At 62.5% G+C, this 22,845-nt stretch carries 20 protein-coding genes; 4 read left to right on the top strand and 16 right to left on the bottom strand.

Annotated features, from left to right (window positions below):
- Nucleotides 1–12: 12 nt before the first annotated feature.
- The gene (locus INQ47_RS20595; protein ID WP_010952934.1) at nt 13–540 is read right to left on the bottom strand and encodes a YceD family protein; all 528 of its coding nucleotides are present in this window, start codon (nt 538–540) and stop codon (nt 13–15) included.
- Nucleotides 541–636: 96 nt separating this feature from the next.
- On the opposite strand from INQ47_RS20595, the gene INQ47_RS20590 reads away from it, so the two are divergent.
- Nucleotides 637–1,215 (top strand): Maf family protein, encoded by a 579-nt coding sequence (locus INQ47_RS20590; protein WP_404702464.1) that lies wholly within the window; start codon nt 637–639, stop codon nt 1,213–1,215.
- A gap of 225 nt (nt 1,216–1,440) precedes the next feature.
- Here the strand turns inward: INQ47_RS20590 and INQ47_RS20585 are convergent, their stop codons facing one another.
- From INQ47_RS20585 to rluC, 3 genes are read right to left on the bottom strand one after another with little or no spacing between them, the layout of a single operon-like run.
- The gene (locus INQ47_RS20585; protein ID WP_252458758.1) at nt 1,441–2,430 is read right to left on the bottom strand and encodes a S49 family peptidase; all 990 of its coding nucleotides are present in this window, start codon (nt 2,428–2,430) and stop codon (nt 1,441–1,443) included.
- A gap of 6 nt (nt 2,431–2,436) precedes the next feature.
- On the bottom strand, nt 2,437–3,111 hold the full coding sequence (locus INQ47_RS20580) for an HAD family hydrolase (RefSeq protein WP_252458757.1): 675 nt from the start codon (nt 3,109–3,111) through the stop codon (nt 2,437–2,439).
- Nucleotides 3,112–3,114: 3 nt separating this feature from the next.
- Nucleotides 3,115–4,071, bottom strand: a complete 957-nt coding sequence (rluC, locus tag INQ47_RS20575; RefSeq protein ID WP_252458756.1) for a 23S rRNA pseudouridine(955/2504/2580) synthase RluC — start codon at nt 4,069–4,071, stop codon at nt 3,115–3,117.
- 797 nt (nt 4,072–4,868) lie between these two features.
- Between rluC and rne the strand changes: the two genes are divergently transcribed.
- On the top strand, nt 4,869–8,105 hold the full coding sequence (rne, locus tag INQ47_RS20570) for a ribonuclease E (protein ID WP_404702463.1): 3,237 nt from the start codon (nt 4,869–4,871) through the stop codon (nt 8,103–8,105).
- Nucleotides 8,106–8,373: 268 nt separating this feature from the next.
- Here the strand turns inward: rne and murB are convergent, their stop codons facing one another.
- The 8 genes from murB to INQ47_RS20530 form a co-directional block, all read right to left on the bottom strand.
- Nucleotides 8,374–9,393 (bottom strand): UDP-N-acetylmuramate dehydrogenase, encoded by a 1,020-nt coding sequence (murB, locus tag INQ47_RS20565; RefSeq protein ID WP_404702462.1) that lies wholly within the window; start codon nt 9,391–9,393, stop codon nt 8,374–8,376.
- On the bottom strand, nt 9,390–9,854 hold the full coding sequence (locus INQ47_RS20560) for a low molecular weight protein-tyrosine-phosphatase (protein WP_004575950.1): 465 nt from the start codon (nt 9,852–9,854) through the stop codon (nt 9,390–9,392). The genes murB and INQ47_RS20560 overlap by 4 nt, the downstream gene beginning before the upstream one ends.
- Nucleotides 9,854–10,618 (bottom strand): 3-deoxy-manno-octulosonate cytidylyltransferase, encoded by a 765-nt coding sequence (gene kdsB, locus INQ47_RS20555; RefSeq protein ID WP_003247143.1) that lies wholly within the window; start codon nt 10,616–10,618, stop codon nt 9,854–9,856. The genes INQ47_RS20560 and kdsB overlap by 1 nt, the downstream gene beginning before the upstream one ends.
- Nucleotides 10,615–10,800, bottom strand: coding sequence for a Trm112 family protein (locus INQ47_RS20550; RefSeq protein ID WP_003247142.1), 186 nt, complete (start codon nt 10,798–10,800; stop codon nt 10,615–10,617). Before INQ47_RS20550 ends, kdsB begins: the two co-directional genes overlap by 4 nt.
- 44 nt (nt 10,801–10,844) lie before the next feature.
- On the bottom strand, nt 10,845–11,846 hold the full coding sequence (gene lpxK, locus INQ47_RS20545) for a tetraacyldisaccharide 4'-kinase (RefSeq protein ID WP_404702461.1): 1,002 nt from the start codon (nt 11,844–11,846) through the stop codon (nt 10,845–10,847).
- A complete protein-coding gene (locus INQ47_RS20540) occupies nt 11,846–12,280 on the bottom strand; it encodes a biopolymer transporter ExbD (protein WP_252458751.1) in 435 nt (144 codons plus the stop codon). The genes lpxK and INQ47_RS20540 overlap by 1 nt, the downstream gene beginning before the upstream one ends.
- The gene (locus tag INQ47_RS20535; RefSeq protein WP_233693033.1) at nt 12,277–12,912 is read right to left on the bottom strand and encodes a MotA/TolQ/ExbB proton channel family protein; all 636 of its coding nucleotides are present in this window, start codon (nt 12,910–12,912) and stop codon (nt 12,277–12,279) included. The genes INQ47_RS20540 and INQ47_RS20535 overlap by 4 nt, the downstream gene beginning before the upstream one ends.
- A gap of 110 nt (nt 12,913–13,022) precedes the next feature.
- Entirely contained in the window at nt 13,023–15,236 is a 2,214-nt protein-coding gene (locus INQ47_RS20530) for a DNA internalization-related competence protein ComEC/Rec2 (protein ID WP_404702460.1), read from the bottom strand.
- Nucleotides 15,237–15,378: 142 nt separating this feature from the next.
- On the opposite strand from INQ47_RS20530, the gene INQ47_RS20525 reads away from it, so the two are divergent.
- Nucleotides 15,379–16,011 (top strand): DUF2062 domain-containing protein, encoded by a 633-nt coding sequence (locus INQ47_RS20525; RefSeq protein ID WP_404702459.1) that lies wholly within the window; start codon nt 15,379–15,381, stop codon nt 16,009–16,011.
- On the opposite strand, the gene INQ47_RS20520 is transcribed toward INQ47_RS20525, so the two are convergent.
- From INQ47_RS20520 to INQ47_RS20510, 3 genes are all read right to left on the bottom strand, one after another.
- Nucleotides 15,895–16,674 (bottom strand): ABC transporter permease, encoded by a 780-nt coding sequence (locus INQ47_RS20520; protein WP_003247128.1) that lies wholly within the window; start codon nt 16,672–16,674, stop codon nt 15,895–15,897. The two genes, INQ47_RS20525 and INQ47_RS20520, sit on opposite strands and share 117 nt — an antisense overlap.
- A complete protein-coding gene (locus INQ47_RS20515; RefSeq protein ID WP_404702458.1) occupies nt 16,671–17,603 on the bottom strand; it encodes an ABC transporter ATP-binding protein in 933 nt (310 codons plus the stop codon). The genes INQ47_RS20520 and INQ47_RS20515 overlap by 4 nt, the downstream gene beginning before the upstream one ends.
- Before the next feature lie 133 nt (nt 17,604–17,736).
- A complete protein-coding gene (locus tag INQ47_RS20510; protein WP_020192795.1) occupies nt 17,737–18,360 on the bottom strand; it encodes a glutathione S-transferase in 624 nt (207 codons plus the stop codon).
- Between the two features lie 379 nt (nt 18,361–18,739).
- Here INQ47_RS20510 and INQ47_RS20505 point away from each other — a divergent pair, with 379 nt between their 5' ends.
- Nucleotides 18,740–21,187, top strand: coding sequence for an acyl-CoA dehydrogenase (locus INQ47_RS20505; RefSeq protein ID WP_404702457.1), 2,448 nt, complete (start codon nt 18,740–18,742; stop codon nt 21,185–21,187).
- A gap of 88 nt (nt 21,188–21,275) precedes the next feature.
- Here the strand turns inward: INQ47_RS20505 and INQ47_RS20500 are convergent, their stop codons facing one another.
- Entirely contained in the window at nt 21,276–22,784 is a 1,509-nt protein-coding gene (locus INQ47_RS20500) for a hypothetical protein (protein WP_404702456.1), read from the bottom strand.
- Nucleotides 22,785–22,845: the final 61 nt, after the last annotated feature.

Here is a 22,845-nt window from a genome sequence, read left to right as displayed (position 1 = left end):
ATTGATTAACTCCTAAACGTTTGGGTCACGCTTTAACTGCGCCAAAACACTGAACGGGTTGGACCGCGATACCTCGTCCTTGCTCGATTCGGGCTCGTCTGCGCCCGCCGGCTGCTGGCATTCTTCCGGATGATGAGCAGGCACGATTGGCAAGGCGAGCAAAAGCTCCTCCTCGACCAATGCCTGCAGATCCAAAGGATCTTCGCCCAGTTCCAGCACGTCATAGCCTTTCGGCAACGACTGGGTATTCGCACCCTCCTTCACCACCGCGTAAGTACATTCGCTGTGGATCGGCAGGGTGACCAGCTCAAGACAACGCTGGCAAACCATCTTGACTTCGACGTCCAGCTCGCTGTGGATTACCACCACGTGCTGTTCATCTCGTTCAAAATCGAACTTCGCCTGCACCGTACCGACATTGTCGGAAAGCGGGTCGCAGAGTCTTTCCAAATCAGCGAGTTGCAGCGAACCGTTAAGGGTTACGCCACGATCGGCTAATTTGCGCGGGTCAACGTGAGGTGGAATCGGGTCATTCAACATAGGCGCAGCATTCTAGGGATGCCCCCCGCCCCTGTCAAAGGAAATTAGGCGGCATCGTGCGTGATAGAATTGGTTCAACCGAACCCGGAGTCTACCATGCTTCCTTTGTTACTGGCTTCCAGCTCTGCCTATCGCCGCGAACTGCTCGCACGCCTGCACCTGTCCTTCACCTGGGCAAGCCCCGATATAGACGAGCAACGCCTGGATGGTGAGCCGCCCGTAGAGCTGGTGCGCCGGCTGGCCAGGCAAAAGGCCGAGGCATTGACAGACAGCTACCCTGGGCACCTGATTATCGGCTCGGACCAGGTTGCAGTATTGGGTGAGCAGGTGCTGGGCAAGCCGCACACGTTCGAGCGCGCCTGCGAGCAACTGCTGGAGTGCAGCGGGCAACAGGTGAGCTTTCTGACCGGGCTGGCGCTGCTGAACAGCGCCACCGGGCACTGCCAGGTAGATTGCGTGCCTTTTACCGTGACACTGCGTGAACTGAGCAGGGAGCAGGTAGAGCGTTACGTGACAGCAGAACAGCCGCTGGATTGCGCAGGGAGCTTCAAGGCCGAGGGCCTGGGGGTGAGCCTGTTCCAGAGCACGCACGGGTGCGATGCGACCAGCCTGATCGGGCTGCCGCTGATTCGGCTGGTGGACATGCTGACAAAGGAAGGGGTGATGGTTCCGTAACCTGGCTGGAAATTTTGGTGCCCCGCAGATCGAGCGCCGCCCGGAAGGGTGATCGACTGGGGATATTGGCCGGCAGGTCCGGCCTATTCGCGGGCAAACCCGCTCCTACAACGGTGCGTGGCGATTCCACCGCACCGCTGGGCGCCCCGATTGATGAGCGAGCTAGCGCGCAATGCGCCGCGCGGGCGGCGCTCGATCTGCCAGACACCACAAACTGCGACGAACTCAACGCAACTGCGGCCCCTGGAACCCCATCCACATCGCCAGGTGCTCAGCCACGCTGGCCCCCACGCGCTTGGAGAAGCGATCGAAAGGCGACTCCTGAACAGTGAAATCCACCAACTCCTTTTCGCCCACGATTTCACGCGCCACATAGCTGGCGCTGCCCAAGCCATCCACCAGCCCCAGTGCCTTGGCCTGCTCACCCGACCAGATCAGGCCGCTGAACAACTCCGGGTGCTCCTTATCCTTCAGGCGCTCACCCCGCCCCTGCTTGACCATGGCGATGAACTGCTGGTGCGTGGTATCCAGCACACCCTGCCAGAACCGGGTCTCTTCTGGCTTTTCCGGCGAAAACGGATCAAGGAACGCCTTGTGCTCACCCGAGGTGTAGGCACGCCGCTCGACCCCCAACTTCTCCATGGTGCCGACAAAGCCATAACCGGCCGCCGTCACGCCAATGGAACCCACCAGGCTGGCCTTGTCGGCATAGATCTCATCCGCCGCACTGGCGATGTAATAGGCCCCGGAAGCACCAAGATCGGCGATCACCGCATACAGCTTGATGGCGGGATATTCAGCACGCAGGCGACGGATTTCGTCATAAACGTAACCCGCCTGCACCGGGCTGCCACCCGGGCTGTTGATACGCATCACTACAGCCTTGGTCTTGTCGTCCTTGAACGCCTCTCGCAGGCTCTTGACGATGTTATCGGCGCTGGCAGCCTCCTGATCAGCAATCACCCCGCGCACCTCGACCAGCGCGGTGTGGCTGGCACTGCGCGAAGCAGCCTTGTCCATGTCCATCAGCGGCGAGAACAACGCCAGAATGCCGAACAGATAGACGAAGGTCAGCAGCTTGAAGAAGATCCCCCAGCGCCGCGACCGTCGCTGCTCCTGCACACTGGCCAGCAAGGTCTTTTCCAGCAGCTTCCAGCTGTTGCGCTCTTCGCGCTCCCCGGGCCCGGCCTCTGGGGCTTTCCATTCGTCTGCCATGCTTACCTACCTTGGAAGTGGAATTGCGGAACCACCCAGCCACTCGCGCAACTGGGAAAAGTGATCGATGCATACCTGCGGACCAAACTCGGCCAGCGCCTGCAGCGACATGGCACCATAGCCAACCGCCACCGAATGCATGCCGGCATTACTGGCCATCTGCAGGTCGAATGCCGAATCTCCGACCATCAGCGCTCGCGCCGGTTCGACACCACAATGACCGAGGATTTCCTCAAGCATCAGAGGGTGCGGCTTGCCACGGGTCTCGTCAGCGGCACGGGTGATGTCGAAGAACCGCTCCCAGCCATTGGCCTTGAGCACCCGATCCAGCCCGCGACGGGCCTTGCCGGTGGCCACCGCCAGGCGGTAACCCTCGGCGCGAAAGGCATCCAGCGACTCGACCACGCCATCGAACAGCGGCGAAGGCTGCTGATCCAGTGCAACGTAGACATCGGCATAGTGCTGGCGGAAGCTGGCAACCCCTGCCGGCGCCAGGTGCGGGTACAGGGTATGGATCGCCTCATCCAGGGCCAGACCGATGATGCCCTTGACCGCATCGTCGCTGCTCTGCGCCTCGCCGGCACGCTCGGCGGCGACACTCATGGCCTCGACAATACGGCCAATGGAATCGGCCAGGGTGCCGTCCCAGTCGAAGATCAGTAGCTCATAGCCTTTCTTCATGGGTCAGGACGCACTCAAACGTTCAACGGTTTTCGCCCATACTGCATCCACAGGCGCTTCGAGCTTCAGTTCACCACCGTCCGGCAGCGGTACGGTCAGTGCATAGGCATGCAGGAACAAGCGCTTGCCACCCAGCTCACGTATTTCGCGACTGAAGTCTTCGTCGCCGTATTTGCTGTCGCCAGCGATCATGTGCCCGGCATGCAGGGTGTGCACGCGGATCTGGTGGGTACGACCGGTGATCGGGCGCGCCTCGACAATGGTGGCAAAGTCGCCAAAACGGCGCAGCACGCGAAACAGGGTCAGCGCGTCCTTGCCTTCCTCGTTCACTTCGACCATGCGTTCGCCGGAACGCAGGTTGCTCTTGAGCAACGGCGCGTTGACCTGCTTTTTCGAGGTTGGCCAGTGGCCGCGCACCAGCGCCATGTAGCGCTTGTCGACACCATCGCCGCGCAGGGCAGCATGCAGGTGGCGCAGCATGCTGCGCTTCTTGGCGATCATCAACAGGCCAGACGTGTCGCGATCCAGGCGGTGCACCAGCTCCAGCTCCTTGGCGTCCGGGCGCAACTGGCGCAGCGCCTCGATCACCCCGAAGCTCAGGCCACTGCCGCCGTGCACGGCAATGCCGGCCGGCTTGTTCATCACGATAAGCGCCTTGTCTTCGTAGACAATGGCGGCTTCCAGCCGCTGCAGGAGGCCTTGGGCCACCGGTGCCGGCTCATCTCGCTCCGGCAGGCGAACGGGCGGCACCCGTACGATGTCGCCGGCCTGGATTTTGTACTCCGGCTTGACGCGGCCCTTGTTGACCCTCACCTCACCCTTGCGCAGGATGCGGTAGACCAGCGTCTTGGGCACACCCTTGAGGGCCGTGATGAGGAAATTATCGATGCGTTGGCCGGCAAGCTCCGGCGCGACTTCGATCAGCTGAACGCCGGAAGTCGGAGGGGTATTGGTCGTCATTGCGGGATCATAACAATTTTTTATGGAATTGAAGCACTTAATCATTGCTGCTATAGTCGCGAACGCCGCCAAAAGCGGCAGGCCAGCGGCACCAGGCTCTTTGCCGGTCCCTGACCTTCGCAATTCTCCAGGACGCGAGGCCGTCCTACGGGGTTTTCGCCAGTTTACCGAAATGCCTGGAATCGCCACCAGCGCCGTGTAGAGAAGACCGAAAAAAAACGACAAGTGCGGTGTTTCACCTGCTTACCCGATTCTTTTCGCTGCACCTCTGCCCGCGAGTCGCTTCCACGCATCGCCCGGCGAATGCTTCGGAAATACCTGCCTTGGACATGAATGGCGCCAGCGCAGAACCAGCGCTGGCGAAAAATGCAACCCGTTGCGGATTCAGCGCGCGGCAGCACCCGAATTATCAGGGATACGTGCAGGGTGGAGATGCACAGCCCTCGGACCGTGTAGCACCGCGTCCGGCCACCAGCCCACTGACGGCTGGTGAGCGGATAAGGTCCTGAACAGATGCCCTCCGGGCGTCCACGGCTGACGGTTGATTCCTCCTCCTGACTGAGTGCACAAGGCCCGCTTGGTTGATTCGGATACCTATTCGAAGCCACCGGGGCCTTGTTGGCACCGCAGCAAACAGGACGCGTCGTCGCGACAACGGCAGGCTGGGCAACCGGCTGGTGCCGAACGTCGCTCGACACGGGGGTGGCCCGGCCACCCTTTGCGCACCTTGGCACCGACCATGAGACGTCGTGTGTGCCGAACGCCGTTTCCGGCAGCCCGGAAACCGACGGTACAACATGAAAAGAATGCTGATTAACGCGACTCAACCCGAAGAGTTGCGTGTAGCCCTGGTGGACGGCCAACGTCTCTACGATCTGGACATCGAGTCCGGCGCGCGCGAGCAGAAAAAGGCCAACATCTACAAAGGCAAGATCACCCGCATCGAACCCAGCCTCGAAGCCGCCTTCGTCGACTTCGGTTCCGAACGTCACGGCTTTCTGCCGCTGAAAGAAATCTCCCGCGAGTACTTCAAGAAGGCCCCAGAAGGCCGGGTCAACATCAAGGAAGTGCTCAGCGAAGGCCAGGAAGTCATCGTTCAGGTCGAGAAGGAAGAGCGCGGCAACAAAGGCGCCGCCCTTACCACCTTCATCAGCCTGGCCGGCCGCTACCTGGTGCTGATGCCCAACAACCCACGTGCCGGTGGCATCTCCCGCCGCATCGAAGGCGAAGAGCGCAACGAACTGCGCGAAGCCCTGAACGGCCTGACCGTGCCGGGCGACATGGGCCTGATCGTGCGCACTGCCGGCCTTGGCCGCAGCAGCGAAGAAATGCAGTGGGACCTGGACTACCTGCTGCAACTGTGGACCGCCATCAAGGAAGCGTCCCTGGACCGCGCCGCGCCATTCCTGATCTACCAGGAAAGCAACGTCATCATCCGCGCCATTCGCGACTACCTGCGCCAGGACATCGGCGAAGTGCTGATCGACAGCATCGAAGCCCAGGAAGAAGCGCTGACCTTCATCCGCCAGGTGATGCCGCAGTACGCCAGCAAGGTCAAGCTGTACGAAGACAGCGTGCCGCTGTTCAACCGCTTCCAGATCGAAAGCCAGATCGAGACGGCCTTCCAGCGCGTGGTTGACCTGCCGTCCGGTGGTTCGATCGTGATCGACCCGACCGAAGCTCTGGTGTCCATCGACATCAACTCGGCGCGCGCCACCAAAGGCAGCGACATCGAAGAAACCGCCCTGCAGACCAACCTGGAAGCGGCCGAGGAAATCGCCCGCCAGCTGCGCCTGCGTGACATCGGCGGCCTGATCGTCATCGACTTCATCGACATGACCCCGGCGAAGAACCAGCGCGCTGTTGAAGAGCGCGTTCGTGAATGCCTGGAAGCCGACCGCGCTCGCGTGCAGGTAGGCCGCATCTCGCGCTTCGGCCTGCTGGAAATGTCCCGTCAGCGTCTGCGCCCATCGCTGGGCGAAAGCAGCGGCATCGTCTGCCCACGCTGCTCCGGCACCGGCATCATCCGTGACGTCGAGTCGCTGTCGCTGGCCATCCTGCGCCTGATCGAAGAAGAAGCCCTGAAGGATCGCACCGCCGAAGTACGTGCCCAAGTGCCGATCCCGGTGGCCGCTTTCCTGCTGAATGAAAAACGCAATTCGATCACCAAGATCGAGCTGCGCACCCGTGCGCGCATCATCATCCTGCCGAACGACCACCTGGAGACCCCGCACTTCGAAGTCCAGCGCCTGCGCGATGACAACCCTGAAGTGCTGAACAATCAGTCCAGCTACGAAATCGCCGCCGCCGAAGCCGAAGAAGCGCCGCAGCCGACCGCCACCCGCACCCTGGTACGCCAGGAGGCCGCAGTGAAGACGGCCCCGGCACGCGCCAACGCACCGGTACCGGCAGCCGCTGAAGAGCCCCAGCCTGCCGCCCCGGTCGCCCCTGCCCCGAGCGCCCCAGAGCCAAGCCTGTTCAAGGGCCTGGTGAAGTCGCTGGTCAGCCTGTTCGCCGGCAAGGACGAGCCTGCCGCCGCGCCAGTGGTTCCCGCCGCCGAAAAACCGGCCGCCGAGCGCAGCCCGCGCAACGAAGAACGCCGCAACGGCCGCCAGCAAAGCCGCAACCGCAACGGCCGCCGCGACGAAGAACGCAAGCCGCGTGAAGAGCGTGCCGAGCGTGCACCGCGCGAAGAGCGTGCCCCACGCGAAGAGCGTGCACCGCGCGAAGAACGCGCCCCACGTGAAGAGCGTGCACCGCGCGAGGAACGCGCCCCACGCCAGCCACGCGAGGACCGCCGTAGCAACCGTGGCGAAGAGCGCGTTCGCGAGCTGCGCGAGCCGCTGGACGCTACCCCGCCAGCCGAACGCGAAGAGCGCCAGCCGCGCGAAGAACGTGTAGCCCGCGAAGAGCGTGCCCCACGCGAAGAACGCGCTCCTCGTGAAGAACGTGCTCCACGTGAAGAGCGCGCCCCTCGTGAAGAACGTGCTCCACGTGAAGAGCGCGCCCCTCGTGAAGAACGTGCTCCACGCGAAGAGCGCGCCCCTCGTGAAGAACGTGCTCCACGTGAAGAGCGCGCTCCACGCGAAGAACGCGCCCCGCGCCCACCACGCGAAGAGCGTCAACCACGCGCTGCCGAAGAAGCAGCCGAACAGGCTGCCGAGCTGGCCGAAGAGCAACTGCCAAGCGAAGAGCAGCTGCAAGACGAGCAGGAAGGCACCGATGGCGAGCGCCCGCGCCGCCGCTCCCGCGGCCAGCGTCGTCGCAGCAACCGTCGTGAGCGTCAGCGCAACGCCAATGGCGAGCTGATCGACGGCAGTGAAGAAGAAGGCAGCGAAGAGCAGCCACAACAGCACCAGGCCACCGAGCTGGGTGCCGAACTGGCTGCCGGCCTTGCCGTGACGGCTGCTGTCGCCAGCAGCAACATCAGCTCCGACGCAGAAGCCCAGGCCAACCAGCAGGCCGAGCGGGCTACCGCCGAAGTCGCTACCGTTGCAGAAACCGACAACAGCGAAGCCACCCAGCCGGTCGAGCAGGCCGAAGCGGTCGCCAAAGCTGAAGAAGCGTCCGTGGCCCCAGCAGTCGAGCAGCCGGTCACCGAGCCAGTGGCCGCAGCCGAGGCAACTGCCGAGCCCGTGGTCGAAACTGCCCCGCAGCCTGTCGCTGAAGACGCACCTGCTGTCGAGCCGGCCGTGGTTGCAGAAACCGTGGTCACTGAAACCCCAGCAGAAGCCCCAGCGGTAGAAGCCGGTGAGATCGAACAGGCCCCGGCCGTGGTCGAAGTCGCTCCGGTTGCCGTGCAGCCTGCCCCGGCTGTCGAAGCCCAGCCAGAAGTGGCGGCCGAGCCTGCACCTGCAGCGGTCGAACCTGCCACTGTCATGCTGACCAATGGCCGCGCACCGAACGACCCACGTGAAGTGCGTCGCCGCAAGCGTGAGGCCGAGGCTGCTGCCAAAGCCGCACAGGAGGCTGCTGCAGCCTCCCAGGAACCAGCCCTGGAAGCCGCCGATGAGCACAAACCTCATCACGGCTGATAGCCAAAGCTGAATGAAAAAGCCCCGCCAGTGCGAACTGGCGGGGCTTTTTTTGGTTTGCCTGACGGGCCTCTTCGCGGGTAAACCCGCTCCTACAATGGCCTGTGTCCAACCCCCGATGTGTGTCCACCACCGATCAGCGTGTAGGAGCGGGTTTACCCGCGAATACGGTGGTGGCGGCAACGGTGAACAGCAGGTGGAAATTGGCCACCAGGCCCGGCCTCTTCGCGGGCAAACCCGCTCCTACGGGAGGTTCACAGCCGGCAAATCAGTAAAGATTAGGCTCCATCTCCAGCTCAACCCCAAACCGCTCGAAGATATCCGCCTGAATCTTGCGCGCCAGCGCATGCATCTGCGCTCCGCTCGCCTGGCCATAGTTGACCAGCACCAGCGACTGCAAGCGATGCACGCCAGCATCACCCTCACGATGACCCTTCCAGCCCGCCTGCTCAATCAACCAGCCCGCCGCCAGTTTCACCTGGCCATCCGCTTGGGGGTAAGCCACAACCGCGGGATACTGCGCACGAATTCGCTCGACCAGATCAGCCGTTACCACCGGGTTCTTGAAGAAGCTCCCGGCATTACCAAGCTCTACCGGATCTGGCAGCTTCTCGCGGCGAATGCTGCAGATTGCATCGCTGATCGCTTGCGCGGTCATCTCGGTCACACCCTGCTCAGACAGACGATGGCGCACCGGGCCATAGTCCAGATGAGCGTGCAGGGTGCGGGTCAAGGCAAAGCGCACACGCAGGATCAACCAGCGGCCGGGATTGCGCTTGAAAAGGCTGTCGCGATAGCCGAAAGCACATTCCGCCAAACTGAAGTCACGCAGCGCGCCCGTCTCACGGTCCAGGGCTGTCAGCCCGGCGAATACGTCCTTGGTTTCCACCCCGTAAGCGCCCACGTTCTGCATCGGCGCAGCACCTACGGTGCCGGGGATCAGGCTGAGGTTCTCCAACCCGCAATAGCCCTGCGCCAGCGCCCATTGCACAAACGCGTGCCACGGCTCACCGGCCTCGGCTTCGACCACGATACGCTCGCCATCATCACTGAGCACACGCCGACCGCGGCTGGCCATGTGCAGCACCAGTGCATCGATATCGCGGGTCAGCAGCAGGTTGCTGCCACCCCCGATCACCAGCACCGGCAGGCCCCTTTGCTGTGCCTGGTCCAGTGCCTGACGCACCTGCTGGTCGTCCTGCACCTGGCTGAAATAGCGCGCCTTCACGTCGATGCCGAAGGTATTGTAAGGCTTGAGCGATACATGCTCCTGCCACTGCACTGTCATAGACGCCCCTTGATTTCCAGTACCAGCGCCTGGCAAGCCGCTTCCACCAGATCCAGCACCTGCTCGAAGCCGTCGGCACCACCATAGTAAGGGTCTGGCACTTCATCCAGGGCTGCACCGTAGCGGCGCAGGAACAGGTCGAGTTCACCCACTGCCGTGGACGGGCGCAGGGCGCGCAAATCGCGCAGGTTGTGCTCATCCATGGCCAACACCAGGTCGTATTCGGCGAAGTGCGAGGCCTTGACCTGCTGGGCGCGTTGCTGCGACAGATCGTAACCACGCGCCAGCGCCGCCTTGCAGGTGCGGCTGTCTGGCGCCTTGCCGACATGCCAATCGCCGGTGCCGGCAGAAGCCACCTGCACCTTGTCGGCGAGCCCGGCGGCATGCAATTGATGGCGCAGCACGCCTTCGGCAGTGGGCGAGCGGCAGATGTTGCCCAGGCACACGAACAGGACGCGCATCAGGCCTCCAGCAAGCGCCGTACGCGCTCCAGATCCTCAGGGGTGTCGACACCCACGGCAGGCGCCTCAATGGCGTCCTCGATGTGAATGCGTACGCCGTGCCACAGGGCACGCAGTTGCTCCAGCGCTTCAGCCTGCTCGAGCCAGCATGGGCCCCAGCTGACGAAGTCGTGCAGGAATCCGACACGGTAGGCGTACATGCCAATATGGCGGCGATATGGCACCCCTTCCGGCAGCACGTCGCGGGCCTTGGCAAAGGTATCGCGGGCCCAGGGCAGCGGCGCTCGGCTGAACGTCAGGGCCAGGCCGTTCTTGTCACTCACTACCTTGACCGCGTTAGGGTTGAACACGGTTTCCGGCTCATGGATCGGCTCGGCCAAGGTGGCGATGCCCGCTTCCGGATGCGCAGCCAGGTTGGCCGCCACCTGGTCGATGATCACCGGCGGGATCAGCGGCTCGTCGCCCTGCACGTTGACCACGATGGCGTCAGCCGGCAAACCGAGGTACGCGGCCACTTCGGCCAGGCGGTCAGTGCCCGATTCATGATCGGCACGGGTCATCAGCACTTCGGCGCCGAAGGCCTGGCAGGCTTCGAGGATGCTGGTGTCGTCGGTGGCGATGACCACACGGCTGGCACCGCTCTTGCGGGCCTGCTCCCACACATGTTGCACCATCGGCTTGCCGGCAATCAGCAGCAGCGGTTTGCCTGGCAGGCGAGTGGAGCGCAGCCGGGCGGGGATTACTACCGTAAATTCCAGGCTCATTTGTCAAGACGCTCGTCGTCGGTCAGGGTGCGTGCCTCGCTTTCCAGCATGACCGGGATACCGTCGCGAATCGGGTAGGCCAGGCCAGCGCCCTTGCTGATCAACTCGGTCTTGTCGGCGCTCAGCTTGAGTGGCCCCTTGGTGATCGGGCAGGCCAGGATATCGAGCAGTTTGGTGTCCATTGGAGGCTTCCTTTAGGCCAGGTGGCCGGAAATTGAAAACGGGCTCAGGGTTTGCGCAACAAGCGTTGCAGCTGGTTGTCGAACCAGGCGCTGAAAGCCGGCGTAGGCTGCGCTTCGACGGCCAGGTACCACCAGTCGTCAGCGGCAAAGGCCCGGCATTTCACCGCGTCCTTCTCGGTCATGACCAGCGGCAGTGGCGGGCTGAAAGCCAGGCTCCGGGCACTGAACTGCGCATGGTCGGCGAAGGGATGCGGCACCGGCTGCCAGTTTAGCCCCAGCAGGGTGTTGAAGAAACGTTGCGGGTTGCCGATACCGGCCACCGCATGCAGGCGCTGGCCGACGGGGAAATGGTCGAGCGCACGGCGCTCGCCACTGCGCAGGTTGACCAGGGCGGACGGCTGCAGGCGGAAACCGAAACCATCGGTGCGGTCTTCGCTGGCGCCGTTGAACAGCACCGCGTCAGCCTCACGCAAGCGGTCGGCCGGCTCACGCAACGGCCCCGCCGGCAGGCAGCGGCCATTGCCCAGGCCGCGGGCAGCGTCGATCAGCACCAGCTCCAGGTCACGGGCCAGGCGGTAGTGCTGCATACCGTCGTCGCACAGGATCAGGTCGAGGGGTTCGCTGGCCAGCAATGCCTGCACGGCACGGGAGCGATCGGGGTCGATCATCAGTGGCACGCCGGTGCGTTGCACGATCAGCAGCGGTTCGTCGCCCGCCTGATCGGCCGCCTGATCGGCCTGCACCCGCCAGGGCAGCTGCGGCGGCCTGGCACCATAACCGCGGCTGACCACACCCACCTTCAGCCCCTGCTGGCGACAGTGCTCGATCAGCCAGAGGATCATCGGCGTCTTGCCGGTGCCACCGACGGTGATGTTGCCCACCACAATGACCGGTACCGGAGCCCGGTAGCTGGCACTGTCACCCCTTAGAAAACGTGCCCGCTTGCGCGTGACCACGCGGCGATACAAGGCCTCCAGCGGACGCAGCAGCACCAGCGCCGGATGCCCGGCGTACCAGGCGGCGAGCAAGCGGTCGGCGACTGCCATCAAGGCGTGCCCTGGGCCGCCTCGACGGTGGTCATGCGCAACTGGCTGAAACCGAGCTTGCCGGCAGCATCCATTGCGGTGACCACAGCCTGGTGCGGGGTCTTGCCGTCGGCGCTGATGGCCAGCGGCAACTTGTTGTCACCGCCCGACTCGCGCTCTATGGCCTCGCTCAGGGTGGCCAGGTCACTTTTGGGCAGCAGGTGGTTGTTTACCGAATACACGCCTTCGGCGCTGATGGTGATTTCCACCAGCTTGCCCTGGTCAGCCGGCGCCCGCTCGGCACTGGTGGCTTCGGGCAGCTCGACGCGGAGTTGCGTTTCGCGGGTGAAGGTGGTGGTGACCACGAAGAACAGCAGCAGGACGAACACCACGTCGATCAACGATGCCAGGTTGATGTCGACGTTCTCCCGCTGGCGATTGCGCCGGAACTTCACGCCTTGCCTCCGGCCACTTCCACTTCACGGTCGCCCTGGATCACTTCCACCAGCTTGATCGCCTCCTGCTCCATGCCGATTACCAGCTCATCGATGCGGCGCAGCAGGAAGCGGTGGAAGAACACCGCCGGGATACCGACCATCAGGCCTGCCGCAGTGGTGACCAGGGCCTTGGAGATACCACCGGCCAGCACGGCGGCGTTGGCGGTCATCTGCGAGCCCATGAAGGCGCTGAAAATGTCGATCATGCCCAGCACGGTGCCCAGCAGGCCCAGCAGAGGCGCCATGGCGGCGATGGTGCCGAGGGTGCTGATGTAGCGCTCCAGTTCGTGGATGACGCGCGAGGCGGCCTCCTCGATGCACTCTTTCATGATCTCCCGACCGTGACGCGAATTGGCCAGGCCTGCCGCGAGGATTTCACCCAGTGGCGAATCGGCACGCAGGGCCTTGAGCTTGTCACTGGTCAGTTGCTTGTCCTTGATCCACATCCATACCTGGCCCAGCAGGTGCGGCGGGGTGACGCGACTGGCGCGCAAGGTCCACAGGCGTTCGACGACGATAGCCATGGCAGCGATGGAGCTCAGAATGATCGGCAGCATCATCCAACCACCGGACTTGACCAATTCCCACACAATAAACGCCCCTTCGGAAAAAGGCCGCCACTCTACCATAGGCGCGCCGAGGGCTCATCTGCCGGAGGTCAGGGAATTGGGGGCTGGGCTGGCAGATGCCTGCCTCTGCCTCACTCCCCTCGAACCCGCCAGAACCGCCGCTGCCCCCTAACACCCTCAACCTCCCCATGCCGCCCCAACACCAACCGCAATGCCCCCTCCTCCGCCGTATCATGCATCACCACCCCATGCCGGCCATACCGCTCGACCACCTGCACGTGCGGGTGCCCGAAGCTGTTGTTGCGCCCCCGCGAAATCAATACCCCGCGCGGTGCGGTAGCCCGGACGAACGCCTCGGTGGACGAACTGCGGCTGCCATGATGCGGCGCCTGCAGCCAGTCGATACGCGGCACTTCAGTGTCCGCCAGCCAGGCCCGTTCGGCAGCAGCTTCCATATCCCCCGCCAGCAGCAAGCGCTCGCCCTGCGCCTCGACCAACAGCACACAGGAACGATCATTGCTGCTTTGCCCGTCTACCCAGCGCCACAGCGAAAAGCGCACGCCATCCCAGTCCCATTGCTCGCCACTGGCACAAGGCTGCAACGGAACATCAACCAGCGCCTCCCCACCGATTATCCGCTCGATCGGCAAACCACGCTGAATAGCCCCGGCCCCGCCCGCATGGTCGGCATGCGCATGGCTGATCACCATCACGTCAAGGCCGCCCACCCCCAGCTTGCGCAAGGTTGGCAGCACCACTCGTTCCCCCAAGTCGCTTTCCCCCCTGGCCGGCCCGGCATCGTAGAGCAGGCTGTGATGCCGCGTACGCAACAGCACCGCCAGCCCCTGGCCGACATCCAGCTGCCAGACCTCGACCTGGCCGAACGGCACCGGCTCCCTGGGTACCCACAGCGCCAGCAGCATCACCCCTCCCAACCCGCGCAGCGGCACACCACGGGGCAGCAAAATCAACAGAGTGCCCAGACATACCAGCAGCCAGGCCCACAACGGCAGGGCCGGCGGCACCCATGCCGGGCGCTGCTGCGCCACCAGCGCCAGCCCGCGGAACAGCACATCCAGCAAGCCACCTGCCAGCCAGAGCAACGCTTCGCCAACGCCCGCCAGCGGCAACATCAGCGTGCCCAGCAACGCCAACGGCAAGACCGCCAGGCTGACCCACGGCACCGCCACAAGGTTGGCCAGCGGCGCACTCAGGCTCACCGGCAAGCCCGTGGCCAGCAACACCGGCAGCAAGCCAATGGCGATCACCCATTGCGCTCGTGTCCAGGCCTGCCAGGGCCGCCAACCACCCAAGCGGGCATTGAAGCAATAAATGAGCGTGGCCACGGCAGCAAACGACAGCCAGAACCCAGGCAGCAAAGCCGCCAACGGCTCGAAGACGAGCACGGCGACCAGTGCAAGCAGCAACGGAAAGAAAGCGCCAAGGTGGCGAAAGCGCAGACGCCAGAGCAGCACCACGGCCAGCATCAGGCAGGCACGCTGCACCGGTACGCCAGCGCCGGCCAACCAGCCGTAGGCCAGCGCTGCCGTCATGGCCAAGCCACAGGCCCAAGGTAACCACGGTATCCTTGCCGGCCACAGGCCCCAACGCGCCAGTCCGGCGACCAGGCCATAGAGCAAACCGGCGACCAGGCCGATGTGCTGGCCGGAAATCACCAGCAGGTGCACCGTGCCGGTGGCCTGCAAGGTCTGCCAGTCCTCCCGGGCCATGCCCGCACCATCACCAAGCACCAGTGCCACCAGCGCTGCCTGCCGGCCATTGGCTTCGACCATCAGCAAGCGCTGACGCAGCGTATCGCGCCAACCACCGGCTACTGGCGCCAGCAACTGCCCCGCCTTGACCGTACCCGTAGCGCCCACCCGTCGCGCCAGCAACTGCGCTTCCCGGTCAGGCCCATGCGGGTTCAGCAGCCCGTCAGGGCGCTGCAAAGTCACGGCCAGCCGCCACTGCTCGCCCGCCCGCAGCGGCGGCCCGTCGAACCAGCTCACTTGCAAGCGCTGAGGCAGTTCGGCCCGCCGCGAGCGTGGCGCTTCCAGCTCGAAACGCACACCTTGTGCAGTGCGGGCCGGCAAGCCGACTACCCGCCCTTCCAGCCACAAGGTGCGACCCTCCAGGCCGGCAGCCAGACGATCATCAAGGGCCTGCTGAGCAGACCCGCACGCCCAACACAAGCCCAGCAGAAACCAACCCAACGGCCATACGCGGGTAAACAGGCTGCCGACAGCGCAGGCTGCCAGGGTTATCAACCATCCGACCGATGGCAATGCGGGCAGAAAGCCCAGGCACAACAGCCCGAGCGCGAGCGCAAACATCCCTGTGCGCATGAGGTAGAGCTCCAGAAGGCAAATCACCTTCTGAGGCATAGCCCAATCGCCGGCAACGCTCGCTCAACAATTGTCACAAACTCTAAACGAGGCCGAGCAGGATTAAGGGCATACTGCCAGGGTCAACGCTCCGGGAGCCTACATGCCGCGCCGATTTTTCAAACGCTACATGCCGGACCCGACCAGCATTCGGGAACACAAGTCCTTACGCTTTTTCGGCAAGTTGCTGCATGATCCCAACCTCTGGCACCTGAATCGTCATTCGGTGGCGAGGGCCATGGGTGTGGGCCTGTTCGCGGCGCTTATTCCCGTTCCCATGCAGATGCTGCTGGCCGCAGCCTTGGCAATCCCGGTGCGCGGCAACCTGCCGATTGCCATCAGCCTGGTGTGGCTGACCAACCCGCTGACCATGCCACCGGTGTTCTTCGCAACCTACATGACCGGTGCCTGGCTGATGCAGATCCCGCCGCGCACCCTGCCCGACGAGCTGACCTTCGAGTGGATCACCGACCAACTGGCCACGCTGTGGCAGCCGTTCCTGCTGGGCTCGGTGGTGTGCGGGGTGGTGCTGGGCATCCTTGGCTACTTTACCACCATGCTCTACTGGCGCTCATGGGTGGGCCGGCAGTGGCGTCGTCGCCAATGCCGGTGCAAGGCTTCAGGCCCGCATGCCACGGCCGCTGACCAGCAAGCGAACGCAAACAACGTAGAGCACCGCAGTGGCCACCAGCATGAAGGTGATCGCCGTGCCAATGCTGATATCCGACACCCCTAGAATGCCGTAGCGGAACGAGTTGACCATGTGCAGCACCGGGTTGGCCAACGACACGGTCTGCCAGAACGGCGGCAGCAGGTTGATCGAGTAGAACACCCCGCCCAGGTAGGTCAGCGGCGTCAACACGAAGGTCGGGATAATCGAAATATCGTCGAAGTTGCGCGCAAACACCGCATTGACGAAGCCCAGCAGCGAGAAGATGGTGGCGGTCAGCAGCACCACGACCACCGTTACCCCCAGGTGGTGCACCTGCAGGTCGGTGAAGAACATCGACAGAATGGTCACGATCACCCCCACCGCCAAACCACGCAGCACCCCACCCAGCACATAGCCGACAAGAATGGTGTGCGGCGATACCGGCGACACCATCAGCTCTTCGATCGAGCGCTGGAACTTGCTGCCGAAAAAGCTCGACACCACGTTGCCATAGGAGTTGGTGATCACCGACATCATGATCAGCCCCGGCACGATGTACTGCATGTAGGTGAAGCCACCCATGTCGCCGATCTGCCGGCCAATCAGGTTACCGAAGATGACGAAGTAAAGGACCATGGTGATCGCTGGCGGCAGCAGCGTTTGCGGCCAGATGCGCAGGAAGCGCCGCACTTCGCGGTAGACGATGGTGTTCAGGGCGACCCAGTTGGTGCGCAGCTCCACACTCATACGGCCACCTTCGACAGGTTTTTTTCCACCAGGGACACGAACAGCTCCTCGAGTCGGTTGGTCTTGTTGCGCAGACTTTGCACTTCGATGTTCTGCAGCGTCAGCTGGCCGAACAGCGCGGTGATGCCGATGTCCTTGTCCACCTGCACTTCCAGTGTATGCGGGGTCAGCAGCCGGCATGGGTAGCCCTGCAGTACCGGCGCGCAGGCCAGGTCCTGCTTGAGGTCGAGCACGAAGGTTTCGACATGCAGCTTGCCCAGCAACTGACGCATGCTGGTGTTCTCGACGATGGTGCCATGGTCGATGATGCCGATGTTACGGCACAGCTGCTCAGCCTCTTCCAGGTAGTGGGTGGTGAGGATGATGGTGATGCCCTTCTGGTTCAGCTCGGTGAGGAAGCTCCACATCGAGCGGCGCAGCTCGATATCCACCCCGGCGGTGGGTTCGTCCAGGATCAGCAGACGCGGTTCGTGGATCAATGCGCGGGCAATCATCAAGCGCCGCTTCATGCCGCCGGACAACGAACGCGACTGCACATCACGTTTGTCCCACAGGCCCAGCTGGGTCAGGTACTGCTCGGCGCGCTCCTTGGCCAGCTTGGGCGGGATGCCGTAGTACCCGGCCTGGGTCACGACGATGTCGAAGGTCTTTTCGAACTGGTTGAAGTTGAACTCTTGCGGCACCACGCCCAGGCAACGCTTGAGCGCGGAGGGCTCGCGGTCCAGGTCGTGACCGAACACGTTCACTGTGCCGCTGGTCTTGTTCACCAGGGTCGAGAGAATGCCGATGGTGGTGGATTTACCGGCGCCGTTGGGGCCGAGCAAGGCGAAGAAGTCGCCTTCGGCAACATCGAGGTCGATGCCTTTGAGGGCCTGAAAGCCATTGCCGTAGGTCTTGGTCAGCTGTCGGATGGACAGGGCGGAACTCATAGCGGGTCACTTACCGAAGAAAAAGGTGCAGGACACGCCAGGTAAAGTCACTGGCGCAGTGAGTGCAGCCATGGTGCAAGGCCAGGCTGCACAAGTACAGTCACATCTATTGATAATGACTATCGAAGCGGGTTCAAGTGAGCGCGGTCATCACTGCGGCCTGGTAGGCCGGGCGTTGCTTAAGGCGTTCATACCAGGCTTGAAGGTGGTACATGTCCGGGCGCTCGATGGGCAGTTCGAACCAGGCATAGATGAAGCTACCCAGTGGGATGTCGCCCATGCCGATCTGGTCACCGGACAGGTACGGCTGATTGGCCAGGGTTTCGTCGGCAATGGCCAGCAATTGCGCGCACTGCTTGTGCGCGGCGTTGATCGCCACCCAGTCGCGCTGGTCTTCCGGCGTGCGCAGCAGGCCCCAGAACAGGGGCCGGAATGGGGTAGCGAAGGACGATGTGGTCCAATCCATCCATTTGTCGGCCAGGGCGCGCTGGCGTGGGTCTGCCAGATACCAACCCTGCTCCGTGCCGTACTCCGCGCACAGGTAGCGGACGATGGTGTTGGATTCCCACAAGGTCAGGTCGCCGTCTTCGAGCATCGGCACCAGGCCGTTGGGGTTGCGGGCGCGGTAGTGCGGCTCGTTGACCACGCCGAAGGCGCCGCCGGCGTCGATGGATTCGAAGTCCAGGCCCAACTCGTGGGCGATCCACAGCGCCTTGCGCACATTGCTCGAATTCTTGCGGCCCCAAATCTTCAGCATGGCAACATCCTTTTGAGTGCGGAGGTGGCACAGTCTACTCCAGACCTTCGCCGCCTGTACGGGCCTCTTCGCGGGCAAGCCCGCTCCCACTGGCTCACCACCGTCTTCACGTCACCGGTATTCCTGCGTGGGTTTTACCCGCACATAGGCCGAGCCTGCCGGCCATTCACCGTCGCGGCCGCCACCGCATTCGCCAATCGCTGCCATCGCCACGTTCCGTCGTAGGAGCGGGTTCACCCGCGAAGAGGCCGGTACAGGCGAACAAATGAACTGAAACTCCCACCGCCACACCCTGTCACTGTTCTGAACATGCCGTTCACAGCATTGCGTCTAAGCTGTCTGGGACGGCTCAAGCTCTTGGTTCCAAGGAGGACCGATTATGTTGCTGTTGTGGTTGGTGGTGCTGGTGATCGGCGCGGCGTACCTCACGCACCGGCGCCTGGCGCCCTTGCAGATTCTCGGCATCGTGGCGGCCTATGTGCTGTTGATGGGCATTTTCAGCAGTGCCCCTGGCTGGCTGCTGGCCCTGATCTGGGTGGTGCTGGCCCTGAAGGTCGCCCTGGTTGCGCTTCCGCAGTGGCGGCGCAAGGTGTTTACCGCCCCGGTATTTCGCTGGTTCCAGCGCACCCTGCCGCCCATGTCCCAGACTGAGCGCGAAGCCATCGACGCCGGCACCGTGTGGTGGGACGGCGAACTGTTCAGTGGCCGCCCCGACTGGCGCACCTTGCTGGCCTACCCGGCACCGAAACTGACCGAAGAAGAACAGGCCTTCATCGATGGCCCGACCGAAGCACTGTGCGCCATGGTCAGCGACTGGCAGATCGGCCAGGACCTGGACTTGCCGCCCGAAGCCTGGGCACATATCAAGCAGCATGGCTTTTTCGCCCTGATCATCCCCAAGGAATACGGCGGCAAGGGCTTCTCCGCCTACGCCCACTCCCAGGTGGCGATGAAGCTGGCCACCCGCAGCGGCGACCTGGCCTCCACGGTGATGGTGCCCAACTCCCTGGGCCCTGCCGAACTGCTGCTGCATTACGGCACCGACGAACAACGCAACCACTACCTGCCCCGCCTGGCCCGAGGCGAGGAAATCCCCTGCTTCGCCCTCACCGGCCCACTGGCCGGCTCCGACGCTGGCGCCATGCCCGACACCGGCATCATCTGCAAAGGCCAGTGGCAAGGCGAAGAAGTGATCGGCCTGCGCCTGAACTGGGAAAAGCGCTACATCACCCTCGGCCCGGTCGCCACCCTGCTGGGCCTGGCCTTCAAAGCCTACGACCCCGACCATCTGTTGGGCGAACAGGAGGAGCTCGGCATCAGCCTGGCCCTGATCCCCACCAACACGCCCGGCGTCGAAATCGGCAAACGTCACCTGCCGCTGGGCGCCGCCTTCATGAACGGCCCCAACAGCGGCAAAGACGTGTTCGTACCGCTGGACTTCCTGATCGGTGGCCAGGCCATGCTCGGCAAGGGCTGGATGATGTTGATGAACTGCCTGTCGGTAGGTCGCTCCATCTCCCTGCCTGCTGTGGGTACAGGGGCGGCCAAGTACACCAGCCTGGTGACCGGCCAGTACGCTAATATCCGTGAGCAGTTCAACGTGCCACTGGCTGCCTTCGAAGGTATCCAGGAATCGCTGGCACGCATTGGCGGCAACGCCTGGCTGATGGACAGTGCCCGCCTGCTGACCGCCAACGCCGTAGACCTGGGCGAGAAACCTTCGGTGCTGTCGGCGATCCTCAAGTACCACCTGACCGAACGAGGACGCGAATGCATCCAGCACGCCATGGACGTGCACGGCGGCAAGGGCATCATCATGGGCCCGAACAACTACCTGGGCCGCAACTGGCAAGGGGCGCCGATCTTCATCACGGTTGAGGGCGCCAACATCCTTTCGCGCAATTTGATGATCTTTGGCCAGGGTGCAATTCGCTGCCACCCGTTCGTGCTCAAAGAGATGGCCTTGGCCGGGCTCAAGGATCAAGACCAGGCGTTGAGAGCGTTCGACGATCTACTGATCAAGCACATCATGTTCGCCGCAGGCAACGCCTCCAGTACGTTGATCCATGGCCTGGGGCTTAGCCGTCTGGAAACGGTCCCAGGCGACGCGCTGAGCCAGAGCTACTTCCGCGCCCTTAATCGCCAAGCTGCAGCGTTCGCATTGCTGGCGGACCTGTCCATGCTGCTGCTCGGCGGCACTCTCAAGCGCCGAGAACGGCTCAGCGCACGGCTGGGCGATGTCCTCAGCTATCTATACCTTGCCAGCGCTGCGCTCAAGCGTTATCACGATCTGGGTTCGCCGGAGCACATCAAGCCGCTGCTGCGCTGGGCCATGGAAGAAAGCTTGGGCCAGGCGGAAAAGGCCCTCGACCGCTTGCTGGACAATTTCCCCAACCGTTTTGTCGGCTGTGCGCTAAGGGTATTGGTGTTCCCTTTGGGCCGCCGCCATACCGGGCCTAGCGATGAGCTGGATGCCGAGGTGGCGGGCCTGATTGGGCGGAGCAAAGGAGATCCGGCGCTAGAGGAGTTGCTGGCGGGATGCTTCAGGCCCAGCGCCGAAGGCGACCCGGTCGCTACCCTGCAAACGGCCAGCGACCTGATGGCCGAAACTGCACCGCAGGCCAGGGAACTTCAGCAAGCAATGCGAGCCGGTAAGTTGCGTGTTGCTGCAGGTGAAGGGCCAGTCGAGGCAGCGGTCCGAGCCGGTATATTGCACCCGGCGCAAGCACGGCGCCTAGAGGAGGCCGAACATCATAGACGCCAGGTGATTGAGGTAGATGCATTCGATAAAGAAAGTCTCGCATTAACCAAGGGCAAAATTCGTTAGGTGGCTGCGGCATAACACCGATGAGGCCAAGAAGTGCCTCATCGGTTCGCTGCGCGGAGGCGTCCTGGCGCCGCAGTGAAAGCGCATATCAGCTTTCGAACAATGCTACAAACTGCGGTGGGGTATACAGGGGGACCGGTATGACTGTGACCGCCCAGTAAAGAAGACTGGAACTGCCCCGATCGCGCCCAGCAATTACGGTGAATGGCGTAGGCACTTCAGGCCCTTGAGTAAATACACCCTCTCTGGACACTGATCCATTACCAGCGATGATCTTCCACTCAGTATTATCGTCAGGCACAGGCACCTCCCTCCCAACCTCAGTATCGAAATACCAGAGCTTAAGTTTCAGCGCACTCCCTTCCAGTGCAAACTTCAAATAGTGAGTTTGTGGAGCATAGAGCGTGACAAAGGTTGACACGGCGCTCTCATTATTTACAGTTACCTGAATTAAATCCGTACTCGCCCAATCGCGCAGTGCCTCCAGTATCGCCGGCGCCTGGAGGGTCTTGCAGTCTTCCTCATAGTCAATGGGTGACAGTTGGTTCGCAGGAGGCACATAATAATGAGTGCCATTTTCTTGATGAAGCCCGCCTCTATGCTCACCTATGAACTTGACCTCGGCAGTGCCAGAGCGAGAGATCTCAAGCGGCTGTTTGCCATAGCCGGCACCAACAACGCTGATCAGAGGGCTGACAGTGAGGGCACCTGGGGCATTGCCCACCTGCGGCGCTGTCTGCGCATTGCTGGTCCGACGGTAGCCAAAGGCAAAAGCGACCCTTCCGGTAGGTGTGTCTTGCGAGGGATCGTATGTTACGGTTCCTGGCGGAACCACTAACGAAGGCAACCAGGCAACGTCCAATGGCGGCTTATTCAACATGTTCTCCGGAAATGCCAGCGCTACACTGCTCATCCAGAAATCACTTTCAGCTATGCCGTTCAATGGTGACGCTAACGGGTCCGAGTCCAGGACTGCGAATGAGGGTGAAAACAGATGGTAGAGCATCCGGTCGACTTGGGAGATTATTGGCACGACTGTCAAATCGCGCAGCAGTGGATTAATCGGAACCGGTAACGCATAGAGAACGACCGCTTTTCTTCCATCATAATGTTCTGCCAATAGCCGTTTATCAGTATCGTTGCCGCCGTAGCTATATTCGACATCCCCATCCCACACAACCGTAAGCTCCCGACTCGGCAGCGACTTGTAAATAAATTTATGCCGCTCGCCACCATCGACAAAAGAAATATCGATAGCCAACACCCTGTCGCGGGGCAGATTCATCTTTCGGATACTGCTCAACCAAGGGCTACTCGAACCTTGTTCGGTAAGCAGAACAACCTCCTGTTCATATAACGCTCGCTGCCTAAGGGTCAGGTACAGTCTGGGATTCGAATGAGTATATTCAAGCTTGGGTAATCCCATCCGAATATGTTTGATTTTTCGGGTATTCCCTGCTGCCTCCCTGTCTAGAACAATCAACTCTCCTGGTTCATCTGACAATTCAGGGTAGCGCGCCTGCCAGCAGGACCCAAGCATTTCAGCCTTTATTGTGATGCCTACCATCACAAGCTCTTTTGATAATTTACTCGACATACTCGTTGCTCCTCGAAATCGAAACACCAAACCAGATCAGCTCTATGCGTTTCGTAACGTT

The organism is Pseudomonas sp. 3HC3 (genome assembly GCF_044904505.1).
Classification (GTDB): Bacteria; Pseudomonadota; Gammaproteobacteria; order Pseudomonadales; family Pseudomonadaceae; genus Aquipseudomonas; species Aquipseudomonas putida_Y.
Note: the sequence above shows the minus strand (reverse complement) of the source record. Positions and strands in the feature narration are given on the sequence as shown.

Bases quoted from the DNA above. Each gene is read 5' to 3' on its own strand.
- INQ47_RS20595 (WP_010952934.1), bottom strand. From the start codon at position 540: ATGTTGAATGACCCGATTCCACCTCACGTTGACCCGCGCAAATTAGCC.
- INQ47_RS20590 (WP_404702464.1), top strand. From the start codon at position 637: ATGCTTCCTTTGTTACTGGCTTCCAGCTCTGCCTATCGCCGCGAACTG.
- INQ47_RS20585 (WP_252458758.1), bottom strand. From the start codon at position 2,430: ATGGCAGACGAATGGAAAGCCCCAGAGGCCGGGCCCGGGGAGCGCGAA.
- INQ47_RS20580 (WP_252458757.1), bottom strand. From the start codon at position 3,111: ATGAAGAAAGGCTATGAGCTACTGATCTTCGACTGGGACGGCACCCTG.
- rluC (WP_252458756.1), bottom strand. From the start codon at position 4,071: ATGACGACCAATACCCCTCCGACTTCCGGCGTTCAGCTGATCGAAGTC.
- rne (WP_404702463.1), top strand. From the start codon at position 4,869: ATGAAAAGAATGCTGATTAACGCGACTCAACCCGAAGAGTTGCGTGTA.
- murB (WP_404702462.1), bottom strand. From the start codon at position 9,393: ATGACAGTGCAGTGGCAGGAGCATGTATCGCTCAAGCCTTACAATACC.
- INQ47_RS20560 (WP_004575950.1), bottom strand. From the start codon at position 9,854: ATGCGCGTCCTGTTCGTGTGCCTGGGCAACATCTGCCGCTCGCCCACT.
- kdsB (WP_003247143.1), bottom strand. From the start codon at position 10,618: ATGAGCCTGGAATTTACGGTAGTAATCCCCGCCCGGCTGCGCTCCACT.
- INQ47_RS20550 (WP_003247142.1), bottom strand. From the start codon at position 10,800: ATGGACACCAAACTGCTCGATATCCTGGCCTGCCCGATCACCAAGGGG.
- lpxK (WP_404702461.1), bottom strand. From the start codon at position 11,846: ATGGCAGTCGCCGACCGCTTGCTCGCCGCCTGGTACGCCGGGCATCCG.
- INQ47_RS20530 (WP_404702460.1), bottom strand. From the start codon at position 15,236: ATGCGCACAGGGATGTTTGCGCTCGCGCTCGGGCTGTTGTGCCTGGGC.
- INQ47_RS20525 (WP_404702459.1), top strand. From the start codon at position 15,379: ATGCCGCGCCGATTTTTCAAACGCTACATGCCGGACCCGACCAGCATT.
- INQ47_RS20520 (WP_003247128.1), bottom strand. From the start codon at position 16,674: ATGAGTGTGGAGCTGCGCACCAACTGGGTCGCCCTGAACACCATCGTC.
- INQ47_RS20515 (WP_404702458.1), bottom strand. From the start codon at position 17,603: ATGAGTTCCGCCCTGTCCATCCGACAGCTGACCAAGACCTACGGCAAT.
- INQ47_RS20510 (WP_020192795.1), bottom strand. From the start codon at position 18,360: ATGCTGAAGATTTGGGGCCGCAAGAATTCGAGCAATGTGCGCAAGGCG.
- INQ47_RS20505 (WP_404702457.1), top strand. From the start codon at position 18,740: ATGTTGCTGTTGTGGTTGGTGGTGCTGGTGATCGGCGCGGCGTACCTC.
- INQ47_RS20500 (WP_404702456.1), bottom strand. From the start codon at position 22,784: ATGTCGAGTAAATTATCAAAAGAGCTTGTGATGGTAGGCATCACAATA.